Below are 25,254 nucleotides of genomic sequence, written 5' to 3'. Positions count from 1 at the left end.
ATAAAAAGAGACTGCCTTTATAAGACAGTCTCAGCACTCTACTATAAAATTAGCTAATAAGCTATACTTTTTGGTTGATTAAAAATTAAAACCAGCCCTTATGCAGGTGACAGTCTACGGGATTTCAAATAAAGGGCAGTACGGTTCAGATAGGGGAAAAGAAGAATCAACAACAATGAGGCGGCGAGAAGCCAGACCATCATTTCGTAATAGTCCATGGCAAAACGGACATGATCCTGAACATTCATCCTTCCAACCAATAATTTATTGACCGCTTTTACAGCCTTACCTTCAGGCATTCCTCTGGTAACAAGCTTAGCCGTCTGCTGCTGAAGAAATGTTTTGACCGAAGGATCTACAGCACTTAAATGATCCTGAAAAGCATTATAATGCCGGCTTTTTTCAAACAGTTCAAAAAAATTGATCAGGGCAATACTGATACAAAATCCAAAATACCGTACAGCTAAAGCAGCCGCCGCTGCGGAAGGCCCAATAACAGCAGGAACGGAAGAAATAATAAAGATAATTGTCGGAACCATAATTAGTCCTACTCCCAATCCCTGAATGAATAATGGAATATAATAATTAAACTCATCGGCCTGAACATCAAAAGAATAATACATTAAACCATGAAAAATCAATAGCATTAAAAAGCCAGGCCCCCATATATACCGTATGTTTTTCTTTTGTAAAACCATACAACAGGCAATAATCACCCCAGCGACCAATCCAGCAAGATTGAAAATATTAATATAGGAAATATGAAACGGATCCAAATGCAATTCTGCAGCAAAGTAACTATTGACAATCCCTGATGCAAACCTACAGATATACATCACAAAAAGAATCAGTAAACCTACTTTAAAATTCCGGTATCTGAAAACACGCAAGTCAATATAAGGTCTTTTAATGGCCTGCTGACGAAATATGGTAATCCCTGTCAGTACCACAATACCGATTACACTTCCCAGAATTCGCTGATCTTCCAGCCAATAATATTCCTGCCCAAAAATGGTAATATACCCTATCAGAACCAATATGGCACTGAACAGTCCAAAACTCTGCCAGTCGAGTTTATAGAGATGAAATCTCGCGTGTGTTCTATAATTGCTCATCGCAAAAGTCAGGAAAATAAGTCCCGGCAGGTACGAGAATATAGCAGTTTTATAAACAATATTAAAATTATAGGAATCTATGAGATCTGCGGTAATCAGATTATTGAACGGCAAGGCACAGATCAGAATTCCGAAAAATACGGAAAAACTGATCTCCCTCCCCCTCTCACTGCTCAATCGTGTAAAAATAAGGGTAAGCGAAAGATTGACATTCCCTGCAAACAACATTCCCTGTATAAAGCGTACCGGAAACAGAATATAGATCTCTCGGGTAAAATAACATACCAGACAAGCCAGAATCTGCAGTGTGGTAAACAGAAGAAAATATTCCTTTGCAGCCAGAAAGCTGAAAAATCTTCTTTCCAGACTGTAAAAACCTACATATCCGGCATAAAACAATGCTACAGAAAATTGAATATCTGCCGGTTCACATCCATAATATCCCGCAGCTGCATTCACATTAGCCAATGGCAGAAAAAATATAATAATTCCCGGAAGCGTCATTGAAAAAAGAATAATCTTCACCAGCCATTCCGGTGCCCACTTTTTAAAATAGGGCATTTGTCTTTTAACCATTGGAATGTTTTTTATCGGCATATACATTCACGTTCATACCCACCTTCAAAACATCAATCTGTCTTCTTTGCCCATCTACTCTGATTCTCACAGGAATACGCTGTACAATTTTCACGTAATTTCCGGTAGAATTATCCGGAGGCAGCAGTGAGAAACTTGATCCCGTTGCCGGAGAAAGCGAAATAATAGTTCCCTTAAACTCTCTGTCCGGATAAGAATCTGCTACGATTTTCACATGGTCTCCAATATGCATATCCTTGATCTGCGTTTCTTTATAATTGGCTACCACCCATTTATCAGTTTCATTATTGACAATAAATGCAAGTGTTTCTCCAGCATCAATCATCTGCCCTACCTCAACGGTTCTGCGTCCCATTCTTCCATCATATGCTGCAGTGACAGCGGTATAACTCACATCCAGTTTGTGACGGTCCAGCAATGCTTCCAGTCTTGCAATTTCAGCTAAGACAACCGTTTTTTCAGCCTGAATATCATTAATTTTAGATACTGATGCCGCATAATTATCCTGTGACGATTTATAATCGCTTTCATTCACATCCAGCATTGCTTTGACGTCTTCAAGGCGTTGTTTGGTGGCAGATTCTTCATCATAAAGCTTTTTATACCTGTTATAATCAAGCTGCTGCTTCCAGACTTTTGCTTTGCTGGCATCTACCTGAGCCATTGCTGCAGCTGCTTCTTTTTCTGTAGTACCTGTAGTACTTTCCAGCACTCTCAGTTGGGCACGGGCTTTCTGAATAGCAGCCTGTGTCTGTTTTTCCTGAAGAATATATTCACGGTTATCAATAATCAAAAGAGTATCTCCTTTTTTAACTTCCTGGTTTTCTTCAAACTTTACAGCAACAATAAAGCCTGCGGCTCTCGAAATAATCGGATTGACATATTCCTGAACCTGCGCATCATTGGTCTGTTCGTACGTATAGTAATTTTTAAGGGTAAAACCGCCCCAGACAGCAAGTGCGGCAACGATTAGAACTGAAATCCATCCTGTGATCTTTGTAATCAGTCTATCAGTGGGAGTATATTTTTTTTTCATTGTATTATAAAATGCCTGTAATGTTTTGTAATAAATAATAATTGTTTTGTGCCATGATTTTGGCGGCTTCCAGCTCAAATTTTGTCTGAAGCAGCTGTATATCTGCATCCAGCAGCTCCGTAATAAGAGAAGTCTGGCTGAAATAAGTATTCTTAATGATACGCGCATTCTCTTTGGCCTGAATGACGTTCGCTTCTGCAACCTTTATCTGTTCAAGAGCTTCCTGGTAACGCAAATAAGCTTCTTTCACCTGCTGTCTTACTCGATCTTCCGTATCCTTGTGTGCCTCTTCTTCTTTTTCAAATTCCAGTTGAGCTGCTTTTACTTTATTCGTATTATGATAAAAGGAAGAAATAGAAAATGAAGCCTTAACCCCTACAATTCCCAATGAATACCAATATGGATTATAGGGATAAAGGAAAATCTGTGGATTAGCATAATAAAATTCGCCATACATCCCAATTTTAGGGCGTACATTGGCTTTTACCTGCTTCACTTTCAGTTTACTCAATTCTGTCTGCTGTTCTGAAACATGATAGTTGAAAGAGTGATCCAGTGCCAGTTTCAGATATTCGCTGTAGGAAGTATTTTCGTTCCACTGATTAATGGGTGCTTCGGGCATTACCACCTGTTCATCAGGAATACCGAGAATAATATTCAGTTTTTGTGTAGCAATGAGAATATCATTTTCTATGGTTACCAAAGTCATTTTTCGTTTCGAAAGTTCAAGCTCAATTCTCAAAACATCACTTTTTAAAACCACTCCGTTTTTATAAAGCGCCTGTATTTCTTTAAGCTGTGTTTTCTGATCCTCTATATCCTGTTTGATAAGATCTCTGAAAATAAAAGTTTTCTGGAGTTCAAGATAAAGAGCTGCTGTTTTGTAATGAATATCAGAGACCGACTGCTCTTTCTGGATATCTCTAATTTTCTGAAGTGTCTGATTTTCTTTAATCTTAAGATTCAGCTTGTTTCCGTTATAAATGTTCAGATAAAAATCGGCTCCGGCTCTGTAAAGAGTATGGATCACTTCATGCTGTGTGGGTTTTGAAAAAATTCCGTTTTCATAGATGGGAATATTTGAAGCTTTTTCTACTGAACCTTTCACTTCAATTTCCGGAAGGCGTTCTCTTTTCGCATCTTTTACTTCGGCTTCGGCAATGTCTACATTGATGGTATTGATTCTGATATGGCGGCTGTTTTCCTCCGCTTTTTGCCATGCGTCTTTTAGGGAGAGTCGTATGGTATCCTTTGTTGGACTGCCAGTCTGAGCTGATAAATTACTTGAAATCCCAAGCATCAGCAATCCGGCGACATAAATTTTCATTTGAATTTTTGAATTATTGCTCTGCAAATTTATTGGCAATCCTGAAATTTTATTTATCTAAAATAGTCAACTTTTACATGATTCCGGCCAAATGATTATATTTGCATTTTCATTGGTATTTCAAATTTTTTATGGGACTAATTGCAGCACTTCCGGATATTGATAAACACGATAAAAGTGTATTTGTAATGCACGAAAAATCGGAAAAACTGATTCCTTTTCACAAACATACAAAGGGGCAACTGAGCTATGTAGAAGGCGGTATCGCCTATATTACGATCGACAACAGAACGTATGTAGTTCCGGCCAGACATTTTTTCTGGATTCCGCAGGGTATGGAGCATATTTTAGAGATTGGATATACCGCAACCGTTCTGCGATCACTTTATTTCTATGCCCATGATGATGTTTCAGATCCATTTTACAGCCGGCTTGGAATTTATCCTGCATCCGAATTGCTCATCCAAATGATAAAGTATTCTGAAATCTGGGATGAAAAACATGTCACTGCAAAAGATGAAAATTTTGAATTTTTAGTGGCCTTAAAAAAGATTCTTCCCAAAACTCACAAACAACCCTTACCTATTATTCTACCCGCTACTCACAACAAACAGATGATGAAGATAGTATCTTATCTGGAATGGAATATGGCAGAAAAACTGACCCTGGCTAATGTAAGCAGCAGATTTGGTCTGAGTGAACGCTCTTTGTCACGCCTTTTCAAGGCGGATATGGATATTTCTTTTCTTCAGTACCTGAAAACATTAAGAATCATCAAAGCCATTGAATTACTTTTAAATACAGATAAACCCATCAATGAAATAGCTGATGACGTGGGATACAGCTCTATCAGCGCGTTTAGTGATACCTTCCATGAGTTTACCCAGTCGAGACCATCTGATCTTAGAAAGAGTAATAAAGCGACCCAAAATATGATAGGCTAGGTAACTTACAGATGATCTTCATCAGATTAACAAAAAATAAAAGACTAATTTATCTTTTATTAAAAATATCTTTCTATATTTGTCCCATAAAACTCAGTAAAATGTTTTCAAAAACCTGTGAATATGCTTTAAGAGCTCTGATCTATATAGCCCAGCAGTCTAAAAATGGCAGCCGGGTCGGGATTAAGGACATTTCAAAAAGCATCCATTCGCCGGAGCATTTTATTGCTAAAATTTTGCAGGATCTGAGCAGAAAAGGATTTGTACAATCTGCCAAAGGTCCGAACGGAGGTTTTTATATGGATCAGAAAAACCTGAATACTTCCATTGCTGATATTGTAAGAGAAATTGACGGGGATAAGCTTTTTACCGGTTGTGGACTTGGGCTTGATCAATGTTCAGAAACCCATCCATGCCCGCTTCATGATCAGTTCAAAAGTATCCGACAGGATCTGCGTATTATGTTGGAAACCTCAAAAATTCAAATGTTTGTCGATAATCTGGACTTACAGCTTACGCATTTGAAGGCTTAAAAAAATTTAAATTAATAAAAGATAAAAAGATCTTTTAATATTAAATAATCCATAATGAAATTATATCTTAAAAACCCACTTGTGCTGATGTTGTTCTGTCTGATGACCGGAATGTTTATGACCATCAGCTTTTTGGAGACACCGCTGAAATTTCAGGTTCCGGGAATTACTCTTCCAACAGCATTAGGACTAGGGAAACTCATGTTTGGACTTTCTTCAAATCTCCAATTAGGATTTCTTGTTGTAATCTTGATACTGATGCTTTTTAGCCATAAAAACTATACTAAAGCTGATTTTATCATCCTGGCTGTTTTATTTTTCATACTCGCTTTAGAGCAGTTCTGGCTGCTGCCAGTACTTGATTCTCGCGTAGATTTGCTTTCATCAGGAAAAACATTATCTCCTACTCCATTGCACGACTATTTTATTTATGCAGAAACCGCGAAAACATTTATTCTGATAATAGCCATCATTTTACAATTCAAAAAAAATAAAGTTCAATAACAAACACTATCCACTATGAAAGCATTTATTCTAAATACCATATGCACATTGAGTTTAGTAATTCTATTACTGTCCTGCTCCAAAACGGAAACGACTCCTATCCCACAGCCTGAACCTTATTCCGAACAACAGCTTGCTCCGCCGCTGCCAGTAGAAGAAGATCCTGAAATTCCGGTTTCCACAGATGCATCGAAACACGAAGGATTAAAATTAATAGAAGGAACCGACTGCCTTACCTGCCATAAAATAGATTCAAAATTAATAGGTCCTTCTTACCAGGAAGTTGCTGCAAAATATACGGACGCAGATCTTGATATACTGTCACAAAAAATAATTGACGGAGGTAAAGGCAATTGGGGAGAAATTCCCATGACTCCTCATACAGGATTGAGTAAGGAGAATGCCCAAAAGATGGTAAAATATATTCTATCTCTCAAAAAGTAATTAAAAAAATTTAAAATAATAAAAGACAAAAAAGTATTATATTATGAATACAAGAACAGATTTTATAGGAAATATGGTTGCTGAAGATTTCAGAACAGCCACAATTTTTAAAAGACATGGTATTGATTTCTGCTGTAAAGGCGGAAGAACCATTGAAGAAGCTTGCAGCAATAAGAAGCTTGCTCCTGAAAAGATTTATGAAGAATTGGAAGCGCTTCCAAAAAATGAAGGTTCCTCAATAGATTTCAACAGCTGGCCTCTGGATCTTCTGACAGATTATATTGAGAAAACCCATCATCGCTATGTAGAAGAAAAAACGCCTATTTTACAGGCATTCCTTGATAAGCTTTGTAAAGTACATGGAGGCAGACACTCTGAACTGTTTGAGATCACCTCTTTATTTAATGAATCGGCGCACGATCTGGCTGTTCACATGAAAAAAGAAGAACTAATCCTGTTCCCTTTTGTAAAGAATATGGTGAAAGCTAAAATATCCGGCAGTTCTCTTCCTCAACCTCATTTTGGAACAGTTGAAAACCCAGTCCATATGATGGAACATGATCATACAATAGAAGGTGATCGTTTCAGAAGGATCGCAGAAATTACCAATGAATATCTTCCGCCAGCAGATGCCTGCAACACCTATAAAGTTGCTTTTGCCATGCTTCAGGACTTTGAAAATGATTTACATAAACATATCCATCTCGAGAATAATATCCTTTTCCCAAAAGCCATCCGACTGGAGAAAGAATTTGCTGTTGAATCTTAAAAATTAATACAGAATGACACCTAAAAAACTTTGGATATGGCTTGCTGTAGTAATGGTTGCTTCGTTTGCTGTATTGATCTTCTATGGAACTGAAATTTACAGAAAAATACCGCCAATTCCGGACAAAGTAGTAAGCACAGACGGAACCGTGATTGCTACCGCACAGGACATTAAAGACGGACAGAACGTCTGGCAGTCTATTGGCGGACAAACAGTGGGAAGTATCTGGGGGCATGGTGCCTATATTGCTCCTGACTGGACGGCCGATTATCTTCACCGCGAATCTATGCTGCTGCTTGATGAACTGGCCAAAAAGGATGGTAAAGTTTACAAAGAACTTCACGATGTTGAGCAAGCCAAATACCAGGTATTGCTGAAAAAAGAACTTCGTACCAATACTTTTAACGAAAGCAGTAATGAAATTGTTTTCTCTCCGGAACGGGCTGAAGTGCAGAAACAGCTTTCAGAGTATTATGCAAAATTATTCATGAATGATGCTTCCATGACAACACTCCGTGATCAGTATGCTATCCCGGAGAATACCATTAAAGATACTGGAAGAATGGCCAAAATGAATGCTTTCTTTGCATGGAGCACATGGGTGTGTATCACGGAAAGACCGGGAGATGATGTGACTTATACCAATAACTGGCCGCATGATGAATCCGTTGGAAATGTACCTCCTCCTTCATTGCATTTATGGTCGGGTTTCAGTATTTTACTTTTATTAGGGAGCGTAGGTCTTTTGGTATTTTACCATGCAAGAAACAAAGAGGAAGAAATCAGTGAGGCTCTTCCACATGAAGATCCACTGCGAAATATGAAACCAACGCCTTCTATGAAAGCCACTTTAAAATATATTTGGGTTGTAGCACTGCTAATCCTTGTTCAAATGCTTGCCGGAGTAGTTACCGCCCATTATGGTGTGGAAGGAAGCGGTTTTTATGGGATTCCTTTGGACCAGTTTTTACCACAGTCGGTTTCCAGAAGCTGGCATGTACAGCTTGCGATATTCTGGATCGCTACCTCATGGCTGGCAACAGGACTTTATATTGCTTCTGCGGTTTCAGGACATGAACCAAAATATCAGAAACTGGGAGTCAATATATTATTTGGAGCCTTACTGATTGTTGTGCTGGGATCTTTAACCGGACAATGGCTTGGCGTGATGCAAAAGCTTGGTCTGGTAGATAATTTCCTTTGGGGGCATCAGGGTTATGAATATGTAGAACTGGGAAGAGTGTGGCAGATCTTACTGCTTATCGGACTTATTCTTTGGTTGGTTTTAATGGTCAGAGCACTGCTTCCGGCTTTAAGACGTAAAGATGGAGACCGTCATTTACTGACACTGTTTACGCTTTCATCTGTTGCCATAGCATTATTTTATGGTGCAGGATTAATGTATGGAAGACAAACGCATATGGCAATTGCTGAATATTGGAGATGGTGGGTGGTTCACCTTTGGGTAGAAGGTTTTTTTGAAGTATTCGCAACTGTAGTGGCTGCATTTTTATTTACAAGATTAGGATTATTAAGACTGAAATCTGCTACCAATGCCGTTTTATTTTCTACCATTATTTTTCTTGGCGGAGGTATTTTGGGAACATTCCACCATTTGTATTTCAGTGCTACGCCTACGGCTGTGCTGGCATTAGGAGCCACTTTCAGTGCTCTGGAAATCGTACCGCTTGTTTTGATAGGTTACGAAGCGTACCAGAATTATCAGCTGAGCAAATCAACCCCATGGATTCAGGCTTATAAATGGCCTATCTACTGCTTCATTGCCATGTGTTTCTGGAATTTCCTTGGTGCAGGAATCTTCGGATTTGCCATCAATCCTCCTATTGCATTGTATTATATTCAGGGGCTGAATACCACAGCTGTACACGGACATGCTGCTTTATTCGGAGTGTATGGAATTCTGGGAATCGGATTAATGATGTTTGTTTTGCGTGGGCTTTATCCAGACCGACAATGGAATGATAAATTAATAGGCTGGGCTTTCTGGATGATCAATATCGGATTGCTGGTAATGGTAACCATCAGTCTCCTTCCTATAGGGATAATGCAGTCTGTAGCATCCATAAAAGAAGGTTATTGGTATGCACGTTCTGCAGAATTCATGCAGACAGATATCATGCATTTTTTAAGATGGATGCGTGTTCCAGGAGATATTTTGCTGACTGCTGGTGAACTGCTTTTGGTCATTTTTATCGTTGGATTGAAATTTGGCTGGTCACTGAAGGAAAAACGGTAGTATATTTTATTCAAAACTCAAAATTCTTTTTTATAAACATAAAGCTTTTCATCTGTAATTCTTATAATTTTAAAGGGTGCAAAGAAAGCGACTTTGTCGCGAATTAAGCATTATAATAATACATTTGCCTAAAAATGATCAATAAAATTGATCAAACCTCTTTGCTCCCTCAATATATAGAATCAAGCATTTAATTCTTTACGCTTATAAAATAAGATTCCATTTACATTAAAAAAGCCTTTAAATATCGAATTTAAAGGCTTTTATTTAAGATTTACTGCGTTACTTTCATTAGCGCATTGGTAATTTCAAGTTCTTTTTTTCTGGAATACGTAGAATCAAAAGGCTCCATCACATTGAATAAATACTGATAAAAAGGAGCAATCTGACGAACATTTTCAGCTTCCTTTACCGCCTTTTCTTTACCCATCTGCTGAAGTCCCTTTATAAAAACACTGAACTTTTTATCAATTGGTTCCATTGATTTTAAAATGTAAGCATGCGCTTTTTCGTTCTGTCCCAAAGTTTTGTAAGCATCAGTAACAGCTGAAACCACGATTGCATATTCCATCGGTTTTGATCTCATCTGCCTTTTGGCTATTGCTTTAAATGAAGGAGAAAGTTTTTGATAGTAATTATATTCTTCAAATATTCCTTTCTTAAGTGTTTCTGCCAGCTGAAGCCCTTTTTGTTCCTGTCCGGCAGCAATATATCCGGTAACCATTGCACCTAATGAACGTGGATCGTTGTATTTCTCAACGGGAATTTCTTTTGTGGCAAGATCCAGTAATTCCAGTGCTTTAGCTTTCTGCCCGCTTACCACAAGTGCAGATACAGCTCTAGTAGCAGACATTCTGTAGCCCAGAATATTAGAGGTAGCTGTTTCATCATAATAAATACTCAGGTCTTTAAAATTCCCCCATCTGAAGTTTTTTACCACCTGATAAAGAGAATTGGCATCTACTCTTCCCTTATCTCCATCTGGACTCTGAGGGGTATGGATAGGAACCAGCCTATAGCTGAAACCGTCAAACTGAAGATAGTCATCCAGATAAAAAATATTTTCACTGTCATACATTCCGCCTGAAGAGAAATTTATAGGACGTTTCCAATCAAAATTGGCCAGCATATCCAACATCATCAGGTTACTTTTGTAAAGCATATTCGCTTCGTAATTAATCATAATCTGATCTACAGCCTTGGGAAGGTCAGCTTTATTAATAGTACCTGATTTTACAGCATTTTCTTTATTTACAGGAAGAATAAATTTGCTCACCGGAAGAATATTGTATTTTTCATAATTTTCTCCAACATACATTTTCAGCAGCTCATCTTTTTCGGGTGATTTTAATTTCAGAAATTTCATAGCATCCTTTAAAGTAAGTGAATCCTGAGTCAGATATTTTCTGAACTCCTGAAAAGCCGTGTCTGGTGCACCCTGCTCTTTCAACATTTGGAAAATCTGTTCCCAATTTTGTTTTGTCATCAGATATACTGCGTCATTTACACCATCTCTGTATTCTTCATGGGTTAATTCTCCCGGAATTCCCATGGCATTATATGTTCTTCTTTTTACCTGATCAATACTCCATGGAGTGGCTAAAAGGGTAAAGTTGACCGTTTTAACATCATCCCTGAATCTTTCCGTTTCCTGAATCGCCCATACCGGAAAAGTATCATTATCACCATAAATAAATATGATATCATTTTTAGGCAGCGAGCGTAAGAACGAATAGGCGTAATCACGGGCTGCCGTCTTCTTGCTTCTGTCGTGTGAAGTATAATTCTGAAACCCCATCATAAAAGGAATTCCAAGTAAAACTATTCCCAGAACAATTTGAGCCGCATTGGATTTGACCTTAGCCTGAATCATCCAAAATATTGCTCCCGCACCCAAACCTATCCAGATCGCAAAGGCATAAAATGAACCCACCATTGCATAATCTCTTTCCCTTACTTCAAACGGCTTTACTCCGGTATAGAAAACAATCCCCATACTTGTCAGAATAAACAGAGAAAGTATTGCATAAAATCTCCCGAAATCTCTGTTCAGCTGGAAAAAGAAACCAATCAAACCCAAGATCAATGGCAAAAAGAAAAACTTTACTGTGCTTTCATTTTTAAACTTAGCAGGCATATGATCCTGATCTCCCAGTAATGCGTTATCAATAAAAGAAAAACCTGAGATCCAGTTACCATTGGTATTTTCCATATGTCCCTGAAGATCATTCTGTCTTCCTACAAAGTTCCACATCAGGTATCTTACAAAATAATATCCGTTCTGAAAGGAGATAAAATAATCCATATTCTGAGCCAAAGAAGGACGTTTTACCTTGATAATATCATAAGGCTTTACCTTCAGATAATCTTCTGCAGTAATGGAATCTCCTTCATATTTTGCTCTCAGTTCTTCGAAAATTCTTTTGGCTTCCGGATTGTTTGCTGCTTCTTCATTATCATAATTAAAGGTAAAATCAGGAGCTCCGTATAAAGAAATATAGTTGGCCATCACTTCTTTATCTTCATTGAACATTCTCGGCATAAAGCTGATGTGAGATTTATTAAACACATAGTTGAATCTTTCTCCGGCCTTTCTGTAAGTTCCTGTTTTTTCATCTTTTTCGTAAATATCTCCTGTGATCTCTTTTTTATAATTTCCATCTTCATCTTTTTCCAATCCGTTTTTATCGAGAAATGCGGTGTAGTTCTGCCCGTAAATGGTAGGCCAGTCCCCGTATTGCACCCTGTTATAATAATCTCTCATTCCGATAGCTGTATCCGGATCATTAAGGTTCATCGGAGGATTGGCGTTCGCTCTGATCGGAATTACCAACCAGCATGAGAATCCAATGATCATATACACAAGAGATAAAACTATGGTCTGATATACCTTTCTTTTGGTTTTTCTGGCATATTTAATCAACAGATAACTTATTACAGACATAAGAATAAATGCAGCAATGGTGCCTGAATGAAAAGGAAGCCCCAACCCGTTCACGAAAAAAATTTCAAGTTTTCCAAAGATCGTCATAATCAAAGGGAAAATAATCTTGAAAACAAATGCAAGAATTCCCAGCGTAACTAAATTAGCCGTCATAAAACTCTTCCAGGAAAAAGTATAATTCCGGGCATAATACACAAGACATATAGCCGGAATTGCCAGCATACACATCATATGCACTCCTACAGAAAGCCCTATGATGAAGAAAATAAGAATAATCCATCTCTCACTGTCAGCTGCTTTGGATTCGTTTTCCCATTTGGAGACAAGCCATACCAGCAAAGCAATAAACATAGAAGCCATAGAATATACCTCTCCTTCTACTGCTGAAAACCAAAATGTATCTGAAAATGTAAAGCATAAAGCTCCGATTACACCGGAAAAAAGGATAGAAACCTTCTGAGAACTGGTAATTTCTTCAAAATCTTTATGTAAAAGCCTTCTTAAAAAATGGGTAATTGTCCAAAACAGGAACAGAATGGTAAAGGCACTGAATAATGCTGACATGGCATTAATCACAATAGCATAATTCTCTGTATTTCCCAATGCAAAAATACTCGCTACCGCTCCCAAAATCTGAAACAAAGCAGCGCCCGGAGCATGGGTAACTTCCAGTTTCACTGCGGAGGAGATGTATTCTCCACAGTCCCAAAAACTCAGAGAATGTTCTATCGTTGAAAGATAAGTAACAAGTGCAATAGCGAAAAGGAACCATCCCAGTACGGTGTTCCATTTTTTAAAAGACCAATTTTTCATATAATATTTTCCAATATGTATATGACAATTGGGGAAAAGGGTTTATTACATGAAAGTTTAAAATTTCAGATAAAACGACTTTCAAATCATTTTAAACGTTCTAAAATATTTAAAATAAAACTTTTGTGGTTTAAAAATACCTACTGCCTTCTTAAATAGTAGAATTTTAGTATGTATTATTCAACCCACCATCCAAAGGAATGCTTGTTCCTGTAAGATAATTTGAATATTCTGAAGCCAGAAAAGCTACCAGATGACCGTATTCTTCAGGCTGCCCGAATCTTTTCATCGGAATTTTATTTTCCCTAGTTCTTTTTATTTCTTCTTCCGGAGCACCACTTTGCTGAGACTCATGAGCTACCAGTTTTTGAATTCGTTCCGTGTCAAAATATCCTGTTAAAACATTATTTACCGTGATATTATGCTGTGCAATTTCATTAGAAAGCGTTTTTGCCCACGCAATGACTGCGGAACGGATAGAATTGGACAATGCCAGATTCCCGATCGGTTCTTTTACTGATAAAGAAGAAACATTGATGATCCGCCCGTTTTTCTGTTTAATCATATTTGGCAAGGCCAGTAGTGTTGTTTCGCAAACTGTTTTAAAAAGAAGATCAAATGCTTTTTGATAATCATCTGTATTTTTATCAATGGCCAAACCTGGCTCTGGACCATTTGTATTGTTCACCAGAATATCTATTGAATGGTTATTAAAATATCCTGCAATAATTTTTCTATAGCCTTCAAAATCAGAAAAGTCAGCTACCAGATATTCATGTTTCTGATCAGCATGGATGACAGGCAGTGAAGAAACGAAATCTTTAAGTTTTGTTTCATTGCGGGCCATCACCGTTACATTGGCTCCACATTTTGCCAGTTCTATGGCAATTCCGGCTCCGATTCCCTGTGTAGCTCCTCCTACTAAGGCATTTTTTGAAAAAAGTTGAATATTCATCTTGATAATGAGTATTGATTAATTGATATAAATGTATGAAAAGCTTCCCCTTAAAAAAAAATCAGATTGAAATATTACAGAAACTACTTCCTGAATACAATAAAGCACCGGTATAAACCAGTGCTTTAGTATTTGTGTTATTAGAATCTTCTTTGGATGATTACTATTTGTTTGGGAACATTCAACAGATTAATCTCCAATTCGGAAAACAAGTATCTGGGTAGATGTTGCGGAAAGATTCATTCCTGCCCCTGAACAATTACCAGACTGGCCTCTTCCTAATGAGATTGTCCAGTTTCTGTTAGCTGGAAGTGTAGTGGCATAAGTAATTGTCCCTCCATGATTGGAAAGAGCACCTTCCGAATGTGACGCTGTATTATGAATTCTGGAAGTTGTAGCATCTAAAGGAAAATCTACAAAATAGGAACTGATTGTACATCCTGTAGCGTTGTGCTGCGCTTCATAAACAAATGTAATCTGGTAAGTTCCGGCAGGAAAAGTTATTGTACTTGTACCAGCATTATAGCTCATCCCCGGAATAGAATTCTTTATATTGGTCATAGGTACCACCTGCGACCCTCCTGCTCCTTGTGCCTGCAAAAAGTTAGTCTGAGACGTTTCTAATCGGAAAACCGCCGGACTAGGAATAGATAAAGAACTTAATGTACCAATGTTCTTTACAACTCCATTAGCATCAATCACCAACAGAGGATCCGTAGTACTGTTTCCTGCTCCCACTCCCTGCAGCCGTAATGGATTAGATCCGTTGATATGGAGCTTATTCGTCGGAACCGTGGTTCCTATTCCCATATTTCCACCAACGGTAACTGCTACGTCATTGGCTTGTTGTGCTACAGAAGGGATTCCAGTAGTGGGGTTATCCTTTGCACCATCAATATTAAATACTCCTTGTGGATTTGTTGTATTAATACCTACCTGTGCACTCAAAAAAAATAAAATTACTTGTCAAAAGAAGTAAAAGATAGACGAGTTTACGTTTCATAATAAATTCCTTTTTAGTTAATATTTAATACTTTTCTGAAATATGAAAGTGATTATTTCATTAAAAATTCAATTAATATAATCGCTGTCACTAAATCAAATATAGTGAATTTCACAAACAAGTGAACAATTTAAATGAAAAATAATAATTTATTTTTTAAAAAATAAACACAAACATACATGAAATAGTAAATTATATTTAAAATAATTTACTATTTATTAAATATTTAAAACATTCACTACTGCCGTATTTATATAAAAATTTGGTTCTTCAGAGCAGAACAAAACTCTTTATTATAAATAAAACAGAATGTTTATAAGTCAACTCAATAAAGAAACAGCCCTTCAATAAGTGATTGAAGGGCTGTTTTTAATTTTTGCTTATGAATTACTTCACCACGGTAGCTTCGAGCTCAACCTTTAATGTTTCAAATAAACCATTTACTTCCAGCATAGTTAAGGCCTGCTGAATTTCATGCTGAGCAATCCACTCCTGAAGAATAGGGAAATAAGGCCAAAGTTCTTCTGCAGAAGTTGTATAAATATTTAATCTGACAATACCTTTACATTCATAACCTGCTGAGATGATTATTTCTTCCAGATTGGCAATAGCCTGTTCCAGCTGGGATTTCATATCTTTATCACTGGATGTTCCGTCAGGATCAATAGCTGCCTGTCCTGAGCAATATAAAGTGCTTTCAACATTTTTTACTTCTACAGCCTGAGAATAACTTCTCTCATTCTGCCATTTCCACGGATTAACTGTTCTTTTTTCCATTGTATTGAATTTACTATATGTTTACAGTGCAAAATTGCAGAACAGGTATGACAAATTCCCGTGATCCGGATCACGATTATGATGTGAGTATTATCACATTTTATAGAGGCAATCGGCTCAGAGTTTCTCTGGACACACCTAAATAAGCAGCTAAAAGAGATTTCGGAACCCGCTGAACCAAAGACGGATATTTTTTTAAAAGCTGGTCATACCTTTCTTTAATTCCGGTTGTCATCATTGAAAGAGTACGCTGCTGGGCAGTAATAAATCCCATATAAGCTTTTTCAAGGAAGAAATGCTCCAGTTTAGGAAGTTGTGCACAGAGTTTTCTATAATCATTCAGCTGAAGACATAATACTTCTGTATCTTCCACACATTCGAGGGACATGGTTGCAGCAGTTTGTTGATAATAAGCAGGAAAATCAGTCTCCCACCAATCTTCCATAGCAAAACCGATGATATGTTCTTTTCCTGTCTCATCTGTATAAACCAGTTTCAGAAGACCTTTCAATACAAAATAATGATAAGTCACCGCCTCTCCTTCCTGAATTAAAAACTGATGTTTTTTATATTTTTTATAGGTAAAGAAGGATGATATGAGTTCAAATTCATCATCGTTAAGCGGAATTATTTTCTCGATATGTATTCGCAGCTGATTCAGCATATTAATTTCTCATGATCTAAAATACTATTTAAAAACTAAGGCTTTTGTTTCAGCAGTTCATCAATCTGTGTGCAAAATGAGCTTTTACTGTAATCTGCCAGCCCTTTATGATGCAGCCGAATTTCACCTTTTTTATCCAATACTACTGTTGTAGGTAATGAACCATTGTAAAGCGTACCAGGAATATTACCGGCAGGAACGAGGAAAGGAACTGTAAAGCCTTTTTCTTTTAAATAAGCTTTTCCAAGAGCAGTATTATCATCAAGGTTAACGGTAAGAAATACCATTTCCGGGTTGCTTTTGTAGTGATCATACAGTTTTTGGACAGACGGAAATTCTGCTCTGCATGGAGGACACCATGATGCCCAGAAGTTAATAAAAACAACTTTATTTTGCAAAGCAGAGGAATCAATAAGGGTTCCGTCTTCACTTTTCAGGATAAATCCGGCATAGGTAACTTTTGCTGAAGCATTTCGTAATTCTTTTGGCTCAGATATGCTTGAATTGAGAATTCCCGTGGAAGCAACCTGTCTCATCAGCCATGCCTTTGCATCTTTATTTACCAATATGATAATGAATAAGACGGTCAATATTGTGGTAAAACCATTCTTCTTTAGCCATGTTTTCAGATTTTCCATATTCTTCCACTTAATTCTTAGCCAATATAAGATTAATATTCCGATCAATATTCCAGATAAGCAATTTTTTAAAGCAAAAAAGCCTTTAAATTCTAAGATTTAAAGACTTCCTCTTCATTTATTTCAAGTTATTATCATGGTAATATTTTTTTCAATAGCTATATCGCATTCAATAGTTTTTTTCTGAAAATGAATAATAATGAGCTGAAAAATATCAAGTATGCAATATTGAATATCGCTCCTCCAACCCATCCGGAATAAGGAAGCGGCAAAAGACTTTTTATTGGAATAATAAACAAAGTCAGTACAAAAGGTGTTAGCAAAGCCATCCATCTCGGCAGCATGGTCTTATTTAAAAGGATGCAGACTGCAAAGGAAATCCATCCAATAGCCAGTACACCAATAGCGGATCCCCAGGCGATATTCAACATTTTCATAAAACCTCTTCCCGTTTCTAAGAGATAAGGATGAGAAACCGGATCCGTATGATAAACTGCTTTATAAATTTCCCCAACGTAAAAAAATCCGGCATGACCCAAAGGAGATAAAACCGCTCCAGCCATTAACACCCAATAAACAAAAACAGCATACCATTTTTGACCATCTCTAAAAAACCGATAGACAAGCCATGAGGCAGGAAGTAGTAAAGGGCCTGTAAGAGCGCCAATCAAAGCACCAAACATCAATCTGGAAGCCGAACCTTCCAACATCAAAGTGGCAAATTCAATATTTGCCTGATCAGCATACGTCTTTGAAAACAACGGATAATCTGCAGGATTCGGATCAAATCCTGCAACATAAATATCACCAATGATCCAACATATTGATACTGCTATTGCAGCAGCAAAAGACCAGTTTATTTTACCTGAATATTTCATAATTTTTTAAATAATTAATTTCAATAAATTTTACATAATTCTACTCTACACTTTCTCAATTAAATAATACAGAAAGCCTATCTTATTATTAAGAATAATTCTAAATAATAATTATCTTTGTGCAAAACTATTGTAAACATTCAACAGAAAGGGTACGTAAAACGGAATAAAAAGTCCGTCAAAAGGAAATTCTAAAAAAGGAACACTATGACATTACGGCTGTATGATGAAAACTTAGGAAATATACTGATGGAGAAGAATGATCCTGTCCCTTATTTCTTACCTGACGGGAATATTCAGGAATGCATCACCAAACTCTCTCCTCCCTATGGAAATGGTTTTTATCATGAAATAAGTTTTGCTAATGTTCATATCAGTTTCGGAAATATATCATTGACCAATCGGCTTCAGCTTTATCTTGAAAGTGATTTTGATTCGGTAGAAATGCATTTTAGCCTGAAAGGAAAAAGTAAGGCCATTTCAGGAAACTTTCAGAAAACCGTAGAATTTGACAGCTGTCAGCATAATATTATCTATGCCCATCACATGGAAGGCAGGATGGAATTTGAAGGCCCGGAAATGTATCTGTTTGAAATTAACCTGGCACCGGAATTTTTTATAAAATTTCTACCGGAGGATTCGGGACTGTTTGAAATGTTTAGAAATTCGATCAACAAACAAAATTCATCACTCATCAAGCCAGAGCATAACCGTATCACACCGGTAATGTATGAGATCCTGAATGATATTGTACATTCCAACAGAAAAGGAACTTTCAAACGAATCTATCTTGAAGCTAAAGTAAGTGAGCTTCTTTTGTTACAGCTTGAACAGTTTTTTGATAACGACTTCTTACCCTCTTCTCTTCAGAAAAAAGATATAGAAAAAATGTACGCTGTAAGGGAATATATTCTGAATAATTTAAAGTCAGAAAGTTCTCTGACTGAGCTTGCCCATCTTGTGGGAACAAATGAATTTACTTTAAAGAAAAGCTTTAAGGAACTTTTCGGAACAACCGTTTTTGGATTCTGGAACGACATCAAAATGGAACAGGCAAAAAAAATGCTTCTCAACAGTGATCTGAACATCAGTGAAATTTCAGACAGTATTGGTTATAAAAATCCGAGACATTTTTCTTCGGCCTTCAAACGTAAGTTCAATATACTGCCCAGTAAAATCAGAAACAGATAAAAGCTATAGCTTGTGGAATCCTCATTTATTTATTTTTTCCTGATAATAATAAAATTTGACTAATAATCGTTAATAATTTGTTCTTTAACAAAATCAATTGAAAAACAATAATAAATCAATATACAATGCATAATATTATTTTTTATGTAACAGTCTTATTTTATCCTTGCTTTTAAAATTCCCGAAAACCTGTTTTTTAATGGATTTATTTCATAATTAAATTGTTACGTGTAACAAATCCCCTATTCATCTAACTAATCGTACATCAATTAAATATTAATTCATATAAAAGAGATCTACTACTTTAAAATAAACTAATGCAAACATCCTTTTTAAAAATTACCGCTGCCACCGCTGCGCTCTGCTTCAGCACCCTGGCAATGGCTCAACAAACCTATTCTGTGAGCGGAACCGTGAAAGACAAAAAAAACGGAGAACTATTGATCGGAGTATCAGTAAAAGTAAGTGAAGATCCCTCCATCAACGTTGTAGCCAATGAATATGGGTTTTATTCTCTTTCATTACCCGAAGGCAATTATACCATCATTATTTCCAATCCGGGATATCAGGACTTTGAACAGCAAATTAAAGTAGATCAAAATATTAAACTTGATCTTCCTCTTTTCCCTGCAGAAACCACAGCAAAAGCTATTGATGAGGTAGTGATAACAGGTATTAAAAAGGACAAAAACCTGACCTCAGCTCAGATGGGAGCGGAAACATTAAGCATTAAAAACATAGAAAAACTGCCTGTTCTTTTCGGAGAAAAGGATGTTATGAAAACCATACAGCTGTTACCAGGTATCAAAAGCAATGGTGAAGGAAGCAGTGGATTCAGTGTAAGAGGTGGTGCTACCGACCAAAACCTGATATTACTGGATGAAGCTCCGGTTTATAATGCATCTCACCTTCTTGGTTTTTTCAGTACATTCAACAGTGATGCCCTGAAAGATGCCAGCATTATTAAAGGAAACAGCCCTGCACAATATGGAGGACGCCTTTCTTCTGTCCTGGATGTTAAAATGAAGGACGGAAACAACAAAGACTATAACATCAACGGAGGAATCGGTCTTATCAGCAGCAGACTAAGTGTGGAAGGACCTATTCAGAAGGAGAAATCCTCATTCATTGTTTCAGGAAGAAGAACTTATGCCGATTTGTTCCTTAAAACCAACAAAGATTACAAAGACAACAAATTATATTTTTATGATCTGAATCTAAAAGCCAATTATCAGATCAATGAAAACAACCGTATTTACCTTTCCGGATATTTCGGAAGAGATGTTCTTGGATTGGGAGATACTTTCAATACAGACTGGGGAAATACTACAGCAACATTGAGATGGAACAGTATTATCAGCAGTAAGTTATTCTCCAATACATCTTTCATTTACAGTAATTATGACTATAAAATCAGTCTGAAAAATGATGACACTGTATTTGATTTGAATTCAAAAATACGTGACTGGAATCTTAAACAGGACTTTACATGGTTTGCAGGAAACAAGCACTCTGTACGTTTTGGTCTGCAGTCTATTTATCACACTCTTACTCCGAGCAGTGCTTCCGGTACTACGGTGAGCAGCTTTGCAAGAAATCCGAGATATTCATGGGAAAACGCGGTTTACATCAATGATGATTATAAAGCTACAGAAAAGCTAACAATTAATTATGGAGCAAGACTTTCCATGTTCAGCGTACTGGGAGGCGACACATTTAACACCTATGAAAATGGTGTACTCACCGATAGTAAATTCTTAGAGAAAGGAAAATTCGGGAAAACCTATGTGAATATTGAACCCCGTATTAGTGCCAACTACCGTATCAACGAAGTCAGCAGTGTAAAAGGAGGTTATTCCAGAAACACTCAGAATCTTCACCTTTTAAGCAACAGCAACAGTGGAAATCCTACAGACCAATGGATAGGAAGCAGCTATACGGTAAAACCGGAAATTGCAGATCAGATCAGTCTGGGGTACAGCAGAAATTTCAACAATAATAATTATGAATTGAATGCTGAGATTTATTATAAAGACATGAAAAACCAAATCGACTTCAAAAACGGGGCTCAGATTGGTTTTGATACAGGAGCTGATGTAGAAAGTGAGCTGCTATTCGGAAAAGGAAGAGCCTACGGTCTGGAACTAATTGCTAAAAAGAAAAGCGGAAAACTGACAGGTTGGATTTCTTATACTCTTTCTAAGACGGAAAGAAAGATCAATGGAATTAATAATAATGAATGGTATAATGCCAGAATGGACAAAACCCATGATCTTTCTATTGTTGCCACTTACCAGCTTAACCCTAAATGGAGTTTTTCAGGATTATTCGTGTACAGTACAGGAAATGCGGTTACCTTCCCTACCGGAAAATATGAGCTGAACGGCCAAACCATATTCCAATACAGCAACAGAAATGCAGACAGAATGCCAGCCTATCACAGAATGGATCTGAGTGCCACTTACGAACCGAGTTCCAATAAGCGATTCCGAGGTTCCTGGACATTTGGTATTTATAACCTTTATGGTAGAGAAAATGCTTATACCATTAATTTTGAAGACAATCCTGACCGTCCCGGAACAACGCGTGCCATGCAGACTTCTTTGTTCCGCTGGGTACCTAACATCACTTATAATTTCAAATTCTAAATCATGAAAAATACTTTTTATATCATATTATCTCTCTTTGCATTAACTTCTTGTGAAAAAGAGATCGAGTTGGATCTGAATGATCAAAGCGGAAACATTGTTATCGAAGGAAACGTAACAAACAAACCGGGGCCTTATACTGTAAAAATCACCAAATCGGTCAGTTTTTCAGAACCCAATCAATATCCGGCTGTAACGGGTGCCCAGGTTATTTTAAGTGATGATACGGGACAAACGGAAACGCTTCAATATACAGGAAACGGAATGTATCAGACTACTGCATTTACAGGAGAACCTGGGAGAATCTATACCTTAAAAGTACAATCTGAAGGAAAACAATATACTGCCCAGAGCAAGATGCCCGCTGTGGTTAATTTTGAGGGATTAGAACAGAGCTCTTTCAAGTTTGGAGATAAAAATACGTATACCCTTTTACCTCTTTTCACAGATCCAATGCCGTTGGGTAACCGTTATCTTTTTAGTTTTACAATCAATGATCTTACTAAAAAATATATGAATACATTTTCGGACAATGTGAATAACGGATTAGCCAATCAACAGCCACTTATTCTTCCTAATGATGATAATAAAGGCAGGGATCATGAAGTGGTAGTAGGAGATAAAATTCATGTAGAAATGCAGTGTATTGACAATAATATATTCACGTATTACAGTTCTTTGCTTCAGATTTCAGGAGGTAATGGAGGAAGCGCTACTCCAGCAAATCCGCCAAGTAATATCAGCAACGGAGCTTTAGGCTATTTTTCAGCCCATACAACAGATACGCAAACTTTTGTGATCCAGCCTGTTACTCCATAAATTTAAAAAGGATATTCCAACTAACGGAATATCCTTTTTTATTCTCTGTCTTATCTTAATTTTCTTTTAAAAGCATAATACCTGTACAGAAGCCTATCATATCTGATCACACAAAAAAGTATTCCTGCAGTCGCAATCAGTACTTTTAAACGAATTATGCTATAGCCAAAGCCCCCAAGAATACATCCTGAAAAAAAACAGGTAATAATCACCAGTTTCAAGGCAATATTCTTTTTAAGCTGTCTCTTTTCATTTTCCCTTTCCTTAAAGAAAAGTTTTGAAAGCTCTATTCCTAAATCAGTAAATAATCCTGTAAGATGAGTAGTTCTCACCACAGATTGTGAAACTCTTGTTACCAATGAATTCTGAGCCCCCATTGCAAAAAGCAAAAGTCCGGCAATCGTATAAGGAGATATTGAGATTTTCAATATCTTATTATCTGCTATTCCCACAAAACTTAATATCAGAATTTCGGTAACCAAAGGAATAAGATGTGGCCGGAACATTTTATGTCCTGATGAAAATTCAACCATAAAACTTGAACAGAATGCTCCTCCCAGAAAACATATAATAAAGATAAAATATGTAAAAGCTTCACTGTAATGATCGAGAAGAATCTCTTCAGAAAAGAAAGCAAAATGCCCCGTTATATTGGTTGTAAGAACTCTAACAGACAATACCCCTACAATATTCACTATTCCTGCAACAAACGAAAGTGCTGATGCAAGCTTAAGATTGTGAAAGTAGGTTCTGTTTTTCCCTCTGTGTCTGAACATTTTAATTTTCTATAAGGGTTCTATTTTTAGGACTTAAAAAGAACAGCTGGATAAAATAAATAAGTAAAAAAAATAAATTAGAAATGTCAGCATAAAGCCGTGAAAAACATGTCCGCTTAAATATTTACCCAGTGTTCTTTAATTTACTATATCATTTTTTCAACGTAAATTCCTGATGTTTCATAATAAACAATGATCTTCTTATGAAATGAAAACAGCTTTCACAAAGTCCTCAGAAATCTATTGTTTCTTATTTCAGCACCAATTTTATTATTTTTGTAAAAGTAATTCGTTCAGAAAAAAAAGCTTGTGATATAGATCCGCTTAAAATGTGATTTAAGTTAAAAACTGAACGTAAATTCAATAGCCTGTATAGAAAAATTATGATCTCAAAATTTATTTTTAATAATCAGTATCTTTTTGATGAACTGCCTGAATATGATAAGAATCTGCTTACAGGAGCTATGAAAACAAAGAACTATCGTAAAAATGAGCCCATCTTTACTGACGGAACAAAACCTAATGGCGTTTACTATCTTAATGAAGGCAGAATAAAGAAATACAAGGTTGATAATGACGGAAGAGAGCAGATTATTTACATTTACAGTTCCGGTGAATTTTTTGGGTATTCTGCCATTCTGAGTAATGAATCTTATGGAGATACCACCTCAACACTTGAAAATTCTGTCATCTCATTTATTTCAAAAGACAGTTTTCTGGATATCCTAAGCCAGTCATCGGTACTTTCAAGGTTATTGCTGAAATCTTTGAGTCATGAATTCAGTGTAATGGCCAACCTTATTGCCGTTTTATCCCATCGTACAGTCCGGGAAAGAGCTGCTCTCAGTTTACTGATTCTTCATGATAAATATAAATCAAATGATGCACCTGATAACGAAGTATTTATTTCTCTTTCCCGTGTGGATCTTGCCAATATGGTAGGAACAGCCAGAGAAACTTTAGCCCGCATCATCAATGATTTTAAGCAGGAAAAGCTGATCAGATCTGAAGGACGGAAAATACAAATCACCGACTTTAAGCGGTTGATTCATATTGCCAACTTTTATTAATAAAACAATTGAAATTAAAAACTTCTTTTTCCTACTGACAAGCTGTTGTCATAACACTATCCTACTTTTGTCATGTAATTGTATAAATATAAAACAACATGAAACTTACCTCATTAAGAATTATCAGCAAAGATATCAAGACAGCCGTAGAATTTTATGAACAGACTATAGGGATAACCGCAAGATGGTACACTGAAGACTTTGCAGAGCTCTCTACAGATTCTATCACCATCGCTATTGGAAGTACCCGAACGATGCAGATGTTTTCGGAAGGCCTTACAGATTTCGCAGGAACAAAATCCACAATCATTGAGTTTTTGGTTAAAAATGTAGATGAAGAATATGAAAGAATTAAAAGTATAACGTCAGAAATCATCCAGGAACCTACAACAATGCCTTGGGGAAACAGATCATTGCTGTTCTGTGATCCGGATGGAAATATGATTAACTTTTTTACTCCCGTGAGTGTGGAAGCTGTAAACAAATTCAATTAAACTCTTTCATCAGTAAAAAATAGAAACCGCTGTAGTATTCAGCGGTTTTTTTATGCAT

22 protein-coding genes are annotated in these 25,254 nt (G+C 36.8%); 11 read left to right on the top strand and 11 right to left on the bottom strand.

Going from position 1 to position 25,254, the window contains the following annotated elements; translation table 11 throughout:
- Positions 1 to 98: 98 nt before the first annotated feature.
- The 3 genes from LKL37_RS03360 to LKL37_RS03350 are packed head-to-tail and all read right to left on the bottom strand — an operon-like array spanning position 99 to position 4,075.
- Complete coding sequence (locus tag LKL37_RS03360) at positions 99 to 1,691, bottom strand: beta-carotene 15,15'-monooxygenase (protein WP_431609187.1); 1,593 nt, start codon at positions 1,689 to 1,691, stop codon at positions 99 to 101.
- A complete protein-coding gene (locus LKL37_RS03355; RefSeq protein WP_431609186.1) occupies positions 1,684 to 2,748 on the bottom strand; it encodes an HlyD family secretion protein in 1,065 nt (354 codons plus the stop codon). The genes LKL37_RS03360 and LKL37_RS03355 overlap by 8 nt, the downstream gene beginning before the upstream one ends.
- A 4-nt stretch (positions 2,749 to 2,752) precedes the next feature.
- Positions 2,753 to 4,075: a TolC family protein gene (locus LKL37_RS03350; RefSeq protein ID WP_431609185.1), complete on the bottom strand. Its 1,323-nt coding sequence runs from the start codon at positions 4,073 to 4,075 to the stop codon at positions 2,753 to 2,755.
- 131 nt (positions 4,076 to 4,206) lie between these two features.
- Here LKL37_RS03350 and LKL37_RS03345 point away from each other — a divergent pair, with 131 nt between their 5' ends.
- From LKL37_RS03345 to LKL37_RS03320, 6 genes are all read left to right on the top strand, one after another.
- Entirely contained in the window at positions 4,207 to 5,019 is an 813-nt protein-coding gene (locus tag LKL37_RS03345; protein ID WP_431609184.1) for a helix-turn-helix domain-containing protein, read from the top strand.
- A gap of 101 nt (positions 5,020 to 5,120) precedes the next feature.
- The gene (locus tag LKL37_RS03340) at positions 5,121 to 5,552 is read left to right on the top strand and encodes an RrF2 family transcriptional regulator (protein ID WP_431609183.1); all 432 of its coding nucleotides are present in this window, start codon (positions 5,121 to 5,123) and stop codon (positions 5,550 to 5,552) included.
- A 54-nt stretch (positions 5,553 to 5,606) separates the two neighbouring features.
- Positions 5,607 to 6,056 carry a hypothetical protein gene (locus tag LKL37_RS03335; RefSeq protein WP_431609182.1) on the top strand — a complete coding sequence of 150 codons (450 nt, stop codon included), beginning with the start codon at positions 5,607 to 5,609 and terminating at the stop codon, positions 6,054 to 6,056.
- Between the two features lie 15 nt (positions 6,057 to 6,071).
- Positions 6,072 to 6,500 carry a c-type cytochrome gene (locus tag LKL37_RS03330; protein ID WP_431609181.1) on the top strand — a complete coding sequence of 143 codons (429 nt, stop codon included), beginning with the start codon at positions 6,072 to 6,074 and terminating at the stop codon, positions 6,498 to 6,500.
- A gap of 43 nt (positions 6,501 to 6,543) precedes the next feature.
- Entirely contained in the window at positions 6,544 to 7,269 is a 726-nt protein-coding gene (gene ric / locus LKL37_RS03325; protein ID WP_431609180.1) for an iron-sulfur cluster repair di-iron protein, read from the top strand.
- A 13-nt stretch (positions 7,270 to 7,282) separates the two neighbouring features.
- Positions 7,283 to 9,526, top strand: a complete 2,244-nt coding sequence (locus LKL37_RS03320) for a nitric-oxide reductase large subunit (RefSeq protein WP_431609179.1) — start codon at positions 7,283 to 7,285, stop codon at positions 9,524 to 9,526.
- A gap of 274 nt (positions 9,527 to 9,800) precedes the next feature.
- Here LKL37_RS03320 and LKL37_RS03315 read toward each other — a convergent pair whose 3' ends face one another.
- The 7 genes from LKL37_RS03315 to LKL37_RS03285 form a co-directional block, all read right to left on the bottom strand.
- Positions 9,801 to 13,283 carry a glycosyltransferase family 117 protein gene (locus LKL37_RS03315; RefSeq protein WP_431609178.1) on the bottom strand — a complete coding sequence of 1,161 codons (3,483 nt, stop codon included), beginning with the start codon at positions 13,281 to 13,283 and terminating at the stop codon, positions 9,801 to 9,803.
- 166 nt (positions 13,284 to 13,449) lie between these two features.
- Positions 13,450 to 14,238 (bottom strand): SDR family oxidoreductase, encoded by a 789-nt coding sequence (locus LKL37_RS03310; protein ID WP_431609177.1) that lies wholly within the window; start codon positions 14,236 to 14,238, stop codon positions 13,450 to 13,452.
- 189 nt (positions 14,239 to 14,427) lie between these two features.
- On the bottom strand, positions 14,428 to 15,186 hold the full coding sequence (locus LKL37_RS03305) for a hypothetical protein (RefSeq protein ID WP_431609176.1): 759 nt from the start codon (positions 15,184 to 15,186) through the stop codon (positions 14,428 to 14,430).
- Between the two features lie 442 nt (positions 15,187 to 15,628).
- Positions 15,629 to 16,018 carry a RidA family protein gene (locus tag LKL37_RS03300; protein ID WP_431609175.1) on the bottom strand — a complete coding sequence of 130 codons (390 nt, stop codon included), beginning with the start codon at positions 16,016 to 16,018 and terminating at the stop codon, positions 15,629 to 15,631.
- A gap of 100 nt (positions 16,019 to 16,118) precedes the next feature.
- Complete coding sequence (locus tag LKL37_RS03295) at positions 16,119 to 16,682, bottom strand: Crp/Fnr family transcriptional regulator (protein ID WP_431609174.1); 564 nt, start codon at positions 16,680 to 16,682, stop codon at positions 16,119 to 16,121.
- A 35-nt stretch (positions 16,683 to 16,717) separates the two neighbouring features.
- Positions 16,718 to 17,320 carry a TlpA family protein disulfide reductase gene (locus LKL37_RS03290; protein ID WP_431609173.1) on the bottom strand — a complete coding sequence of 201 codons (603 nt, stop codon included), beginning with the start codon at positions 17,318 to 17,320 and terminating at the stop codon, positions 16,718 to 16,720.
- Positions 17,321 to 17,478: 158 nt separating this feature from the next.
- Positions 17,479 to 18,198 (bottom strand): DUF6796 family protein, encoded by a 720-nt coding sequence (locus tag LKL37_RS03285; RefSeq protein WP_431609172.1) that lies wholly within the window; start codon positions 18,196 to 18,198, stop codon positions 17,479 to 17,481.
- 207 nt (positions 18,199 to 18,405) lie between these two features.
- Between LKL37_RS03285 and LKL37_RS03280 the strand changes: the two genes are divergently transcribed.
- The 3 genes from LKL37_RS03280 (at position 18,406) to LKL37_RS03270 (ending at position 22,856) form a co-directional block, all read left to right on the top strand.
- Positions 18,406 to 19,389: a helix-turn-helix domain-containing protein gene (locus tag LKL37_RS03280; protein WP_431609171.1), complete on the top strand. Its 984-nt coding sequence runs from the start codon at positions 18,406 to 18,408 to the stop codon at positions 19,387 to 19,389.
- A 317-nt stretch (positions 19,390 to 19,706) separates the two neighbouring features.
- Positions 19,707 to 22,037 carry a TonB-dependent receptor gene (locus tag LKL37_RS03275; RefSeq protein WP_431609170.1) on the top strand — a complete coding sequence of 777 codons (2,331 nt, stop codon included), beginning with the start codon at positions 19,707 to 19,709 and terminating at the stop codon, positions 22,035 to 22,037.
- 3 nt (positions 22,038 to 22,040) lie between these two features.
- Positions 22,041 to 22,856 (top strand): DUF4249 domain-containing protein, encoded by an 816-nt coding sequence (locus LKL37_RS03270; protein ID WP_431609169.1) that lies wholly within the window; start codon positions 22,041 to 22,043, stop codon positions 22,854 to 22,856.
- 50 nt (positions 22,857 to 22,906) lie between these two features.
- Here LKL37_RS03270 and LKL37_RS03265 read toward each other — a convergent pair whose 3' ends face one another.
- Entirely contained in the window at positions 22,907 to 23,632 is a 726-nt protein-coding gene (locus LKL37_RS03265; protein ID WP_431609167.1) for a YoaK family protein, read from the bottom strand.
- 383 nt (positions 23,633 to 24,015) lie between these two features.
- Here LKL37_RS03265 and LKL37_RS03260 point away from each other — a divergent pair, with 383 nt between their 5' ends.
- Positions 24,016 to 24,702, top strand: coding sequence for a Crp/Fnr family transcriptional regulator (locus tag LKL37_RS03260; RefSeq protein WP_105704164.1), 687 nt, complete (start codon positions 24,016 to 24,018; stop codon positions 24,700 to 24,702).
- A gap of 98 nt (positions 24,703 to 24,800) precedes the next feature.
- A complete protein-coding gene (locus tag LKL37_RS03255; protein ID WP_431609166.1) occupies positions 24,801 to 25,196 on the top strand; it encodes a VOC family protein in 396 nt (131 codons plus the stop codon).
- Positions 25,197 to 25,254: the final 58 nt, after the last annotated feature.

The sequence above is a fragment of the Chryseobacterium sp. 'Rf worker isolate 10' genome, from assembly GCF_050753305.1.
Classification (GTDB): Bacteria; Bacteroidota; Bacteroidia; order Flavobacteriales; family Weeksellaceae; genus Chryseobacterium.
This window is presented reverse-complemented; position numbering and strand designations above follow the sequence as displayed.

Bases quoted from the DNA above. Each gene is read 5' to 3' on its own strand.
- LKL37_RS03360 (WP_431609187.1), bottom strand. From the start codon at position 1,691: ATGGTTAAAAGACAAATGCCCTATTTTAAAAAGTGGGCACCGGAATGG.
- LKL37_RS03355 (WP_431609186.1), bottom strand. From the start codon at position 2,748: ATGAAAAAAAAATATACTCCCACTGATAGACTGATTACAAAGATCACA.
- LKL37_RS03350 (WP_431609185.1), bottom strand. From the start codon at position 4,075: ATGAAAATTTATGTCGCCGGATTGCTGATGCTTGGGATTTCAAGTAAT.
- LKL37_RS03345 (WP_431609184.1), top strand. From the start codon at position 4,207: ATGGGACTAATTGCAGCACTTCCGGATATTGATAAACACGATAAAAGT.
- LKL37_RS03340 (WP_431609183.1), top strand. From the start codon at position 5,121: ATGTTTTCAAAAACCTGTGAATATGCTTTAAGAGCTCTGATCTATATA.
- LKL37_RS03335 (WP_431609182.1), top strand. From the start codon at position 5,607: ATGAAATTATATCTTAAAAACCCACTTGTGCTGATGTTGTTCTGTCTG.
- LKL37_RS03330 (WP_431609181.1), top strand. From the start codon at position 6,072: ATGAAAGCATTTATTCTAAATACCATATGCACATTGAGTTTAGTAATT.
- ric (WP_431609180.1), top strand. From the start codon at position 6,544: ATGAATACAAGAACAGATTTTATAGGAAATATGGTTGCTGAAGATTTC.
- LKL37_RS03320 (WP_431609179.1), top strand. From the start codon at position 7,283: ATGACACCTAAAAAACTTTGGATATGGCTTGCTGTAGTAATGGTTGCT.
- LKL37_RS03315 (WP_431609178.1), bottom strand. From the start codon at position 13,283: ATGAAAAATTGGTCTTTTAAAAAATGGAACACCGTACTGGGATGGTTC.
- LKL37_RS03310 (WP_431609177.1), bottom strand. From the start codon at position 14,238: ATGAATATTCAACTTTTTTCAAAAAATGCCTTAGTAGGAGGAGCTACA.
- LKL37_RS03300 (WP_431609175.1), bottom strand. From the start codon at position 16,018: ATGGAAAAAAGAACAGTTAATCCGTGGAAATGGCAGAATGAGAGAAGT.
- LKL37_RS03295 (WP_431609174.1), bottom strand. From the start codon at position 16,682: ATGCTGAATCAGCTGCGAATACATATCGAGAAAATAATTCCGCTTAAC.
- LKL37_RS03290 (WP_431609173.1), bottom strand. From the start codon at position 17,320: ATGGAAAATCTGAAAACATGGCTAAAGAAGAATGGTTTTACCACAATA.
- LKL37_RS03285 (WP_431609172.1), bottom strand. From the start codon at position 18,198: ATGAAATATTCAGGTAAAATAAACTGGTCTTTTGCTGCTGCAATAGCA.
- LKL37_RS03280 (WP_431609171.1), top strand. From the start codon at position 18,406: ATGACATTACGGCTGTATGATGAAAACTTAGGAAATATACTGATGGAG.
- LKL37_RS03275 (WP_431609170.1), top strand. From the start codon at position 19,707: ATGCAAACATCCTTTTTAAAAATTACCGCTGCCACCGCTGCGCTCTGC.
- LKL37_RS03270 (WP_431609169.1), top strand. From the start codon at position 22,041: ATGAAAAATACTTTTTATATCATATTATCTCTCTTTGCATTAACTTCT.
- LKL37_RS03265 (WP_431609167.1), bottom strand. From the start codon at position 23,632: ATGTTCAGACACAGAGGGAAAAACAGAACCTACTTTCACAATCTTAAG.
- LKL37_RS03260 (WP_105704164.1), top strand. From the start codon at position 24,016: ATGATCTCAAAATTTATTTTTAATAATCAGTATCTTTTTGATGAACTG.
- LKL37_RS03255 (WP_431609166.1), top strand. From the start codon at position 24,801: ATGAAACTTACCTCATTAAGAATTATCAGCAAAGATATCAAGACAGCC.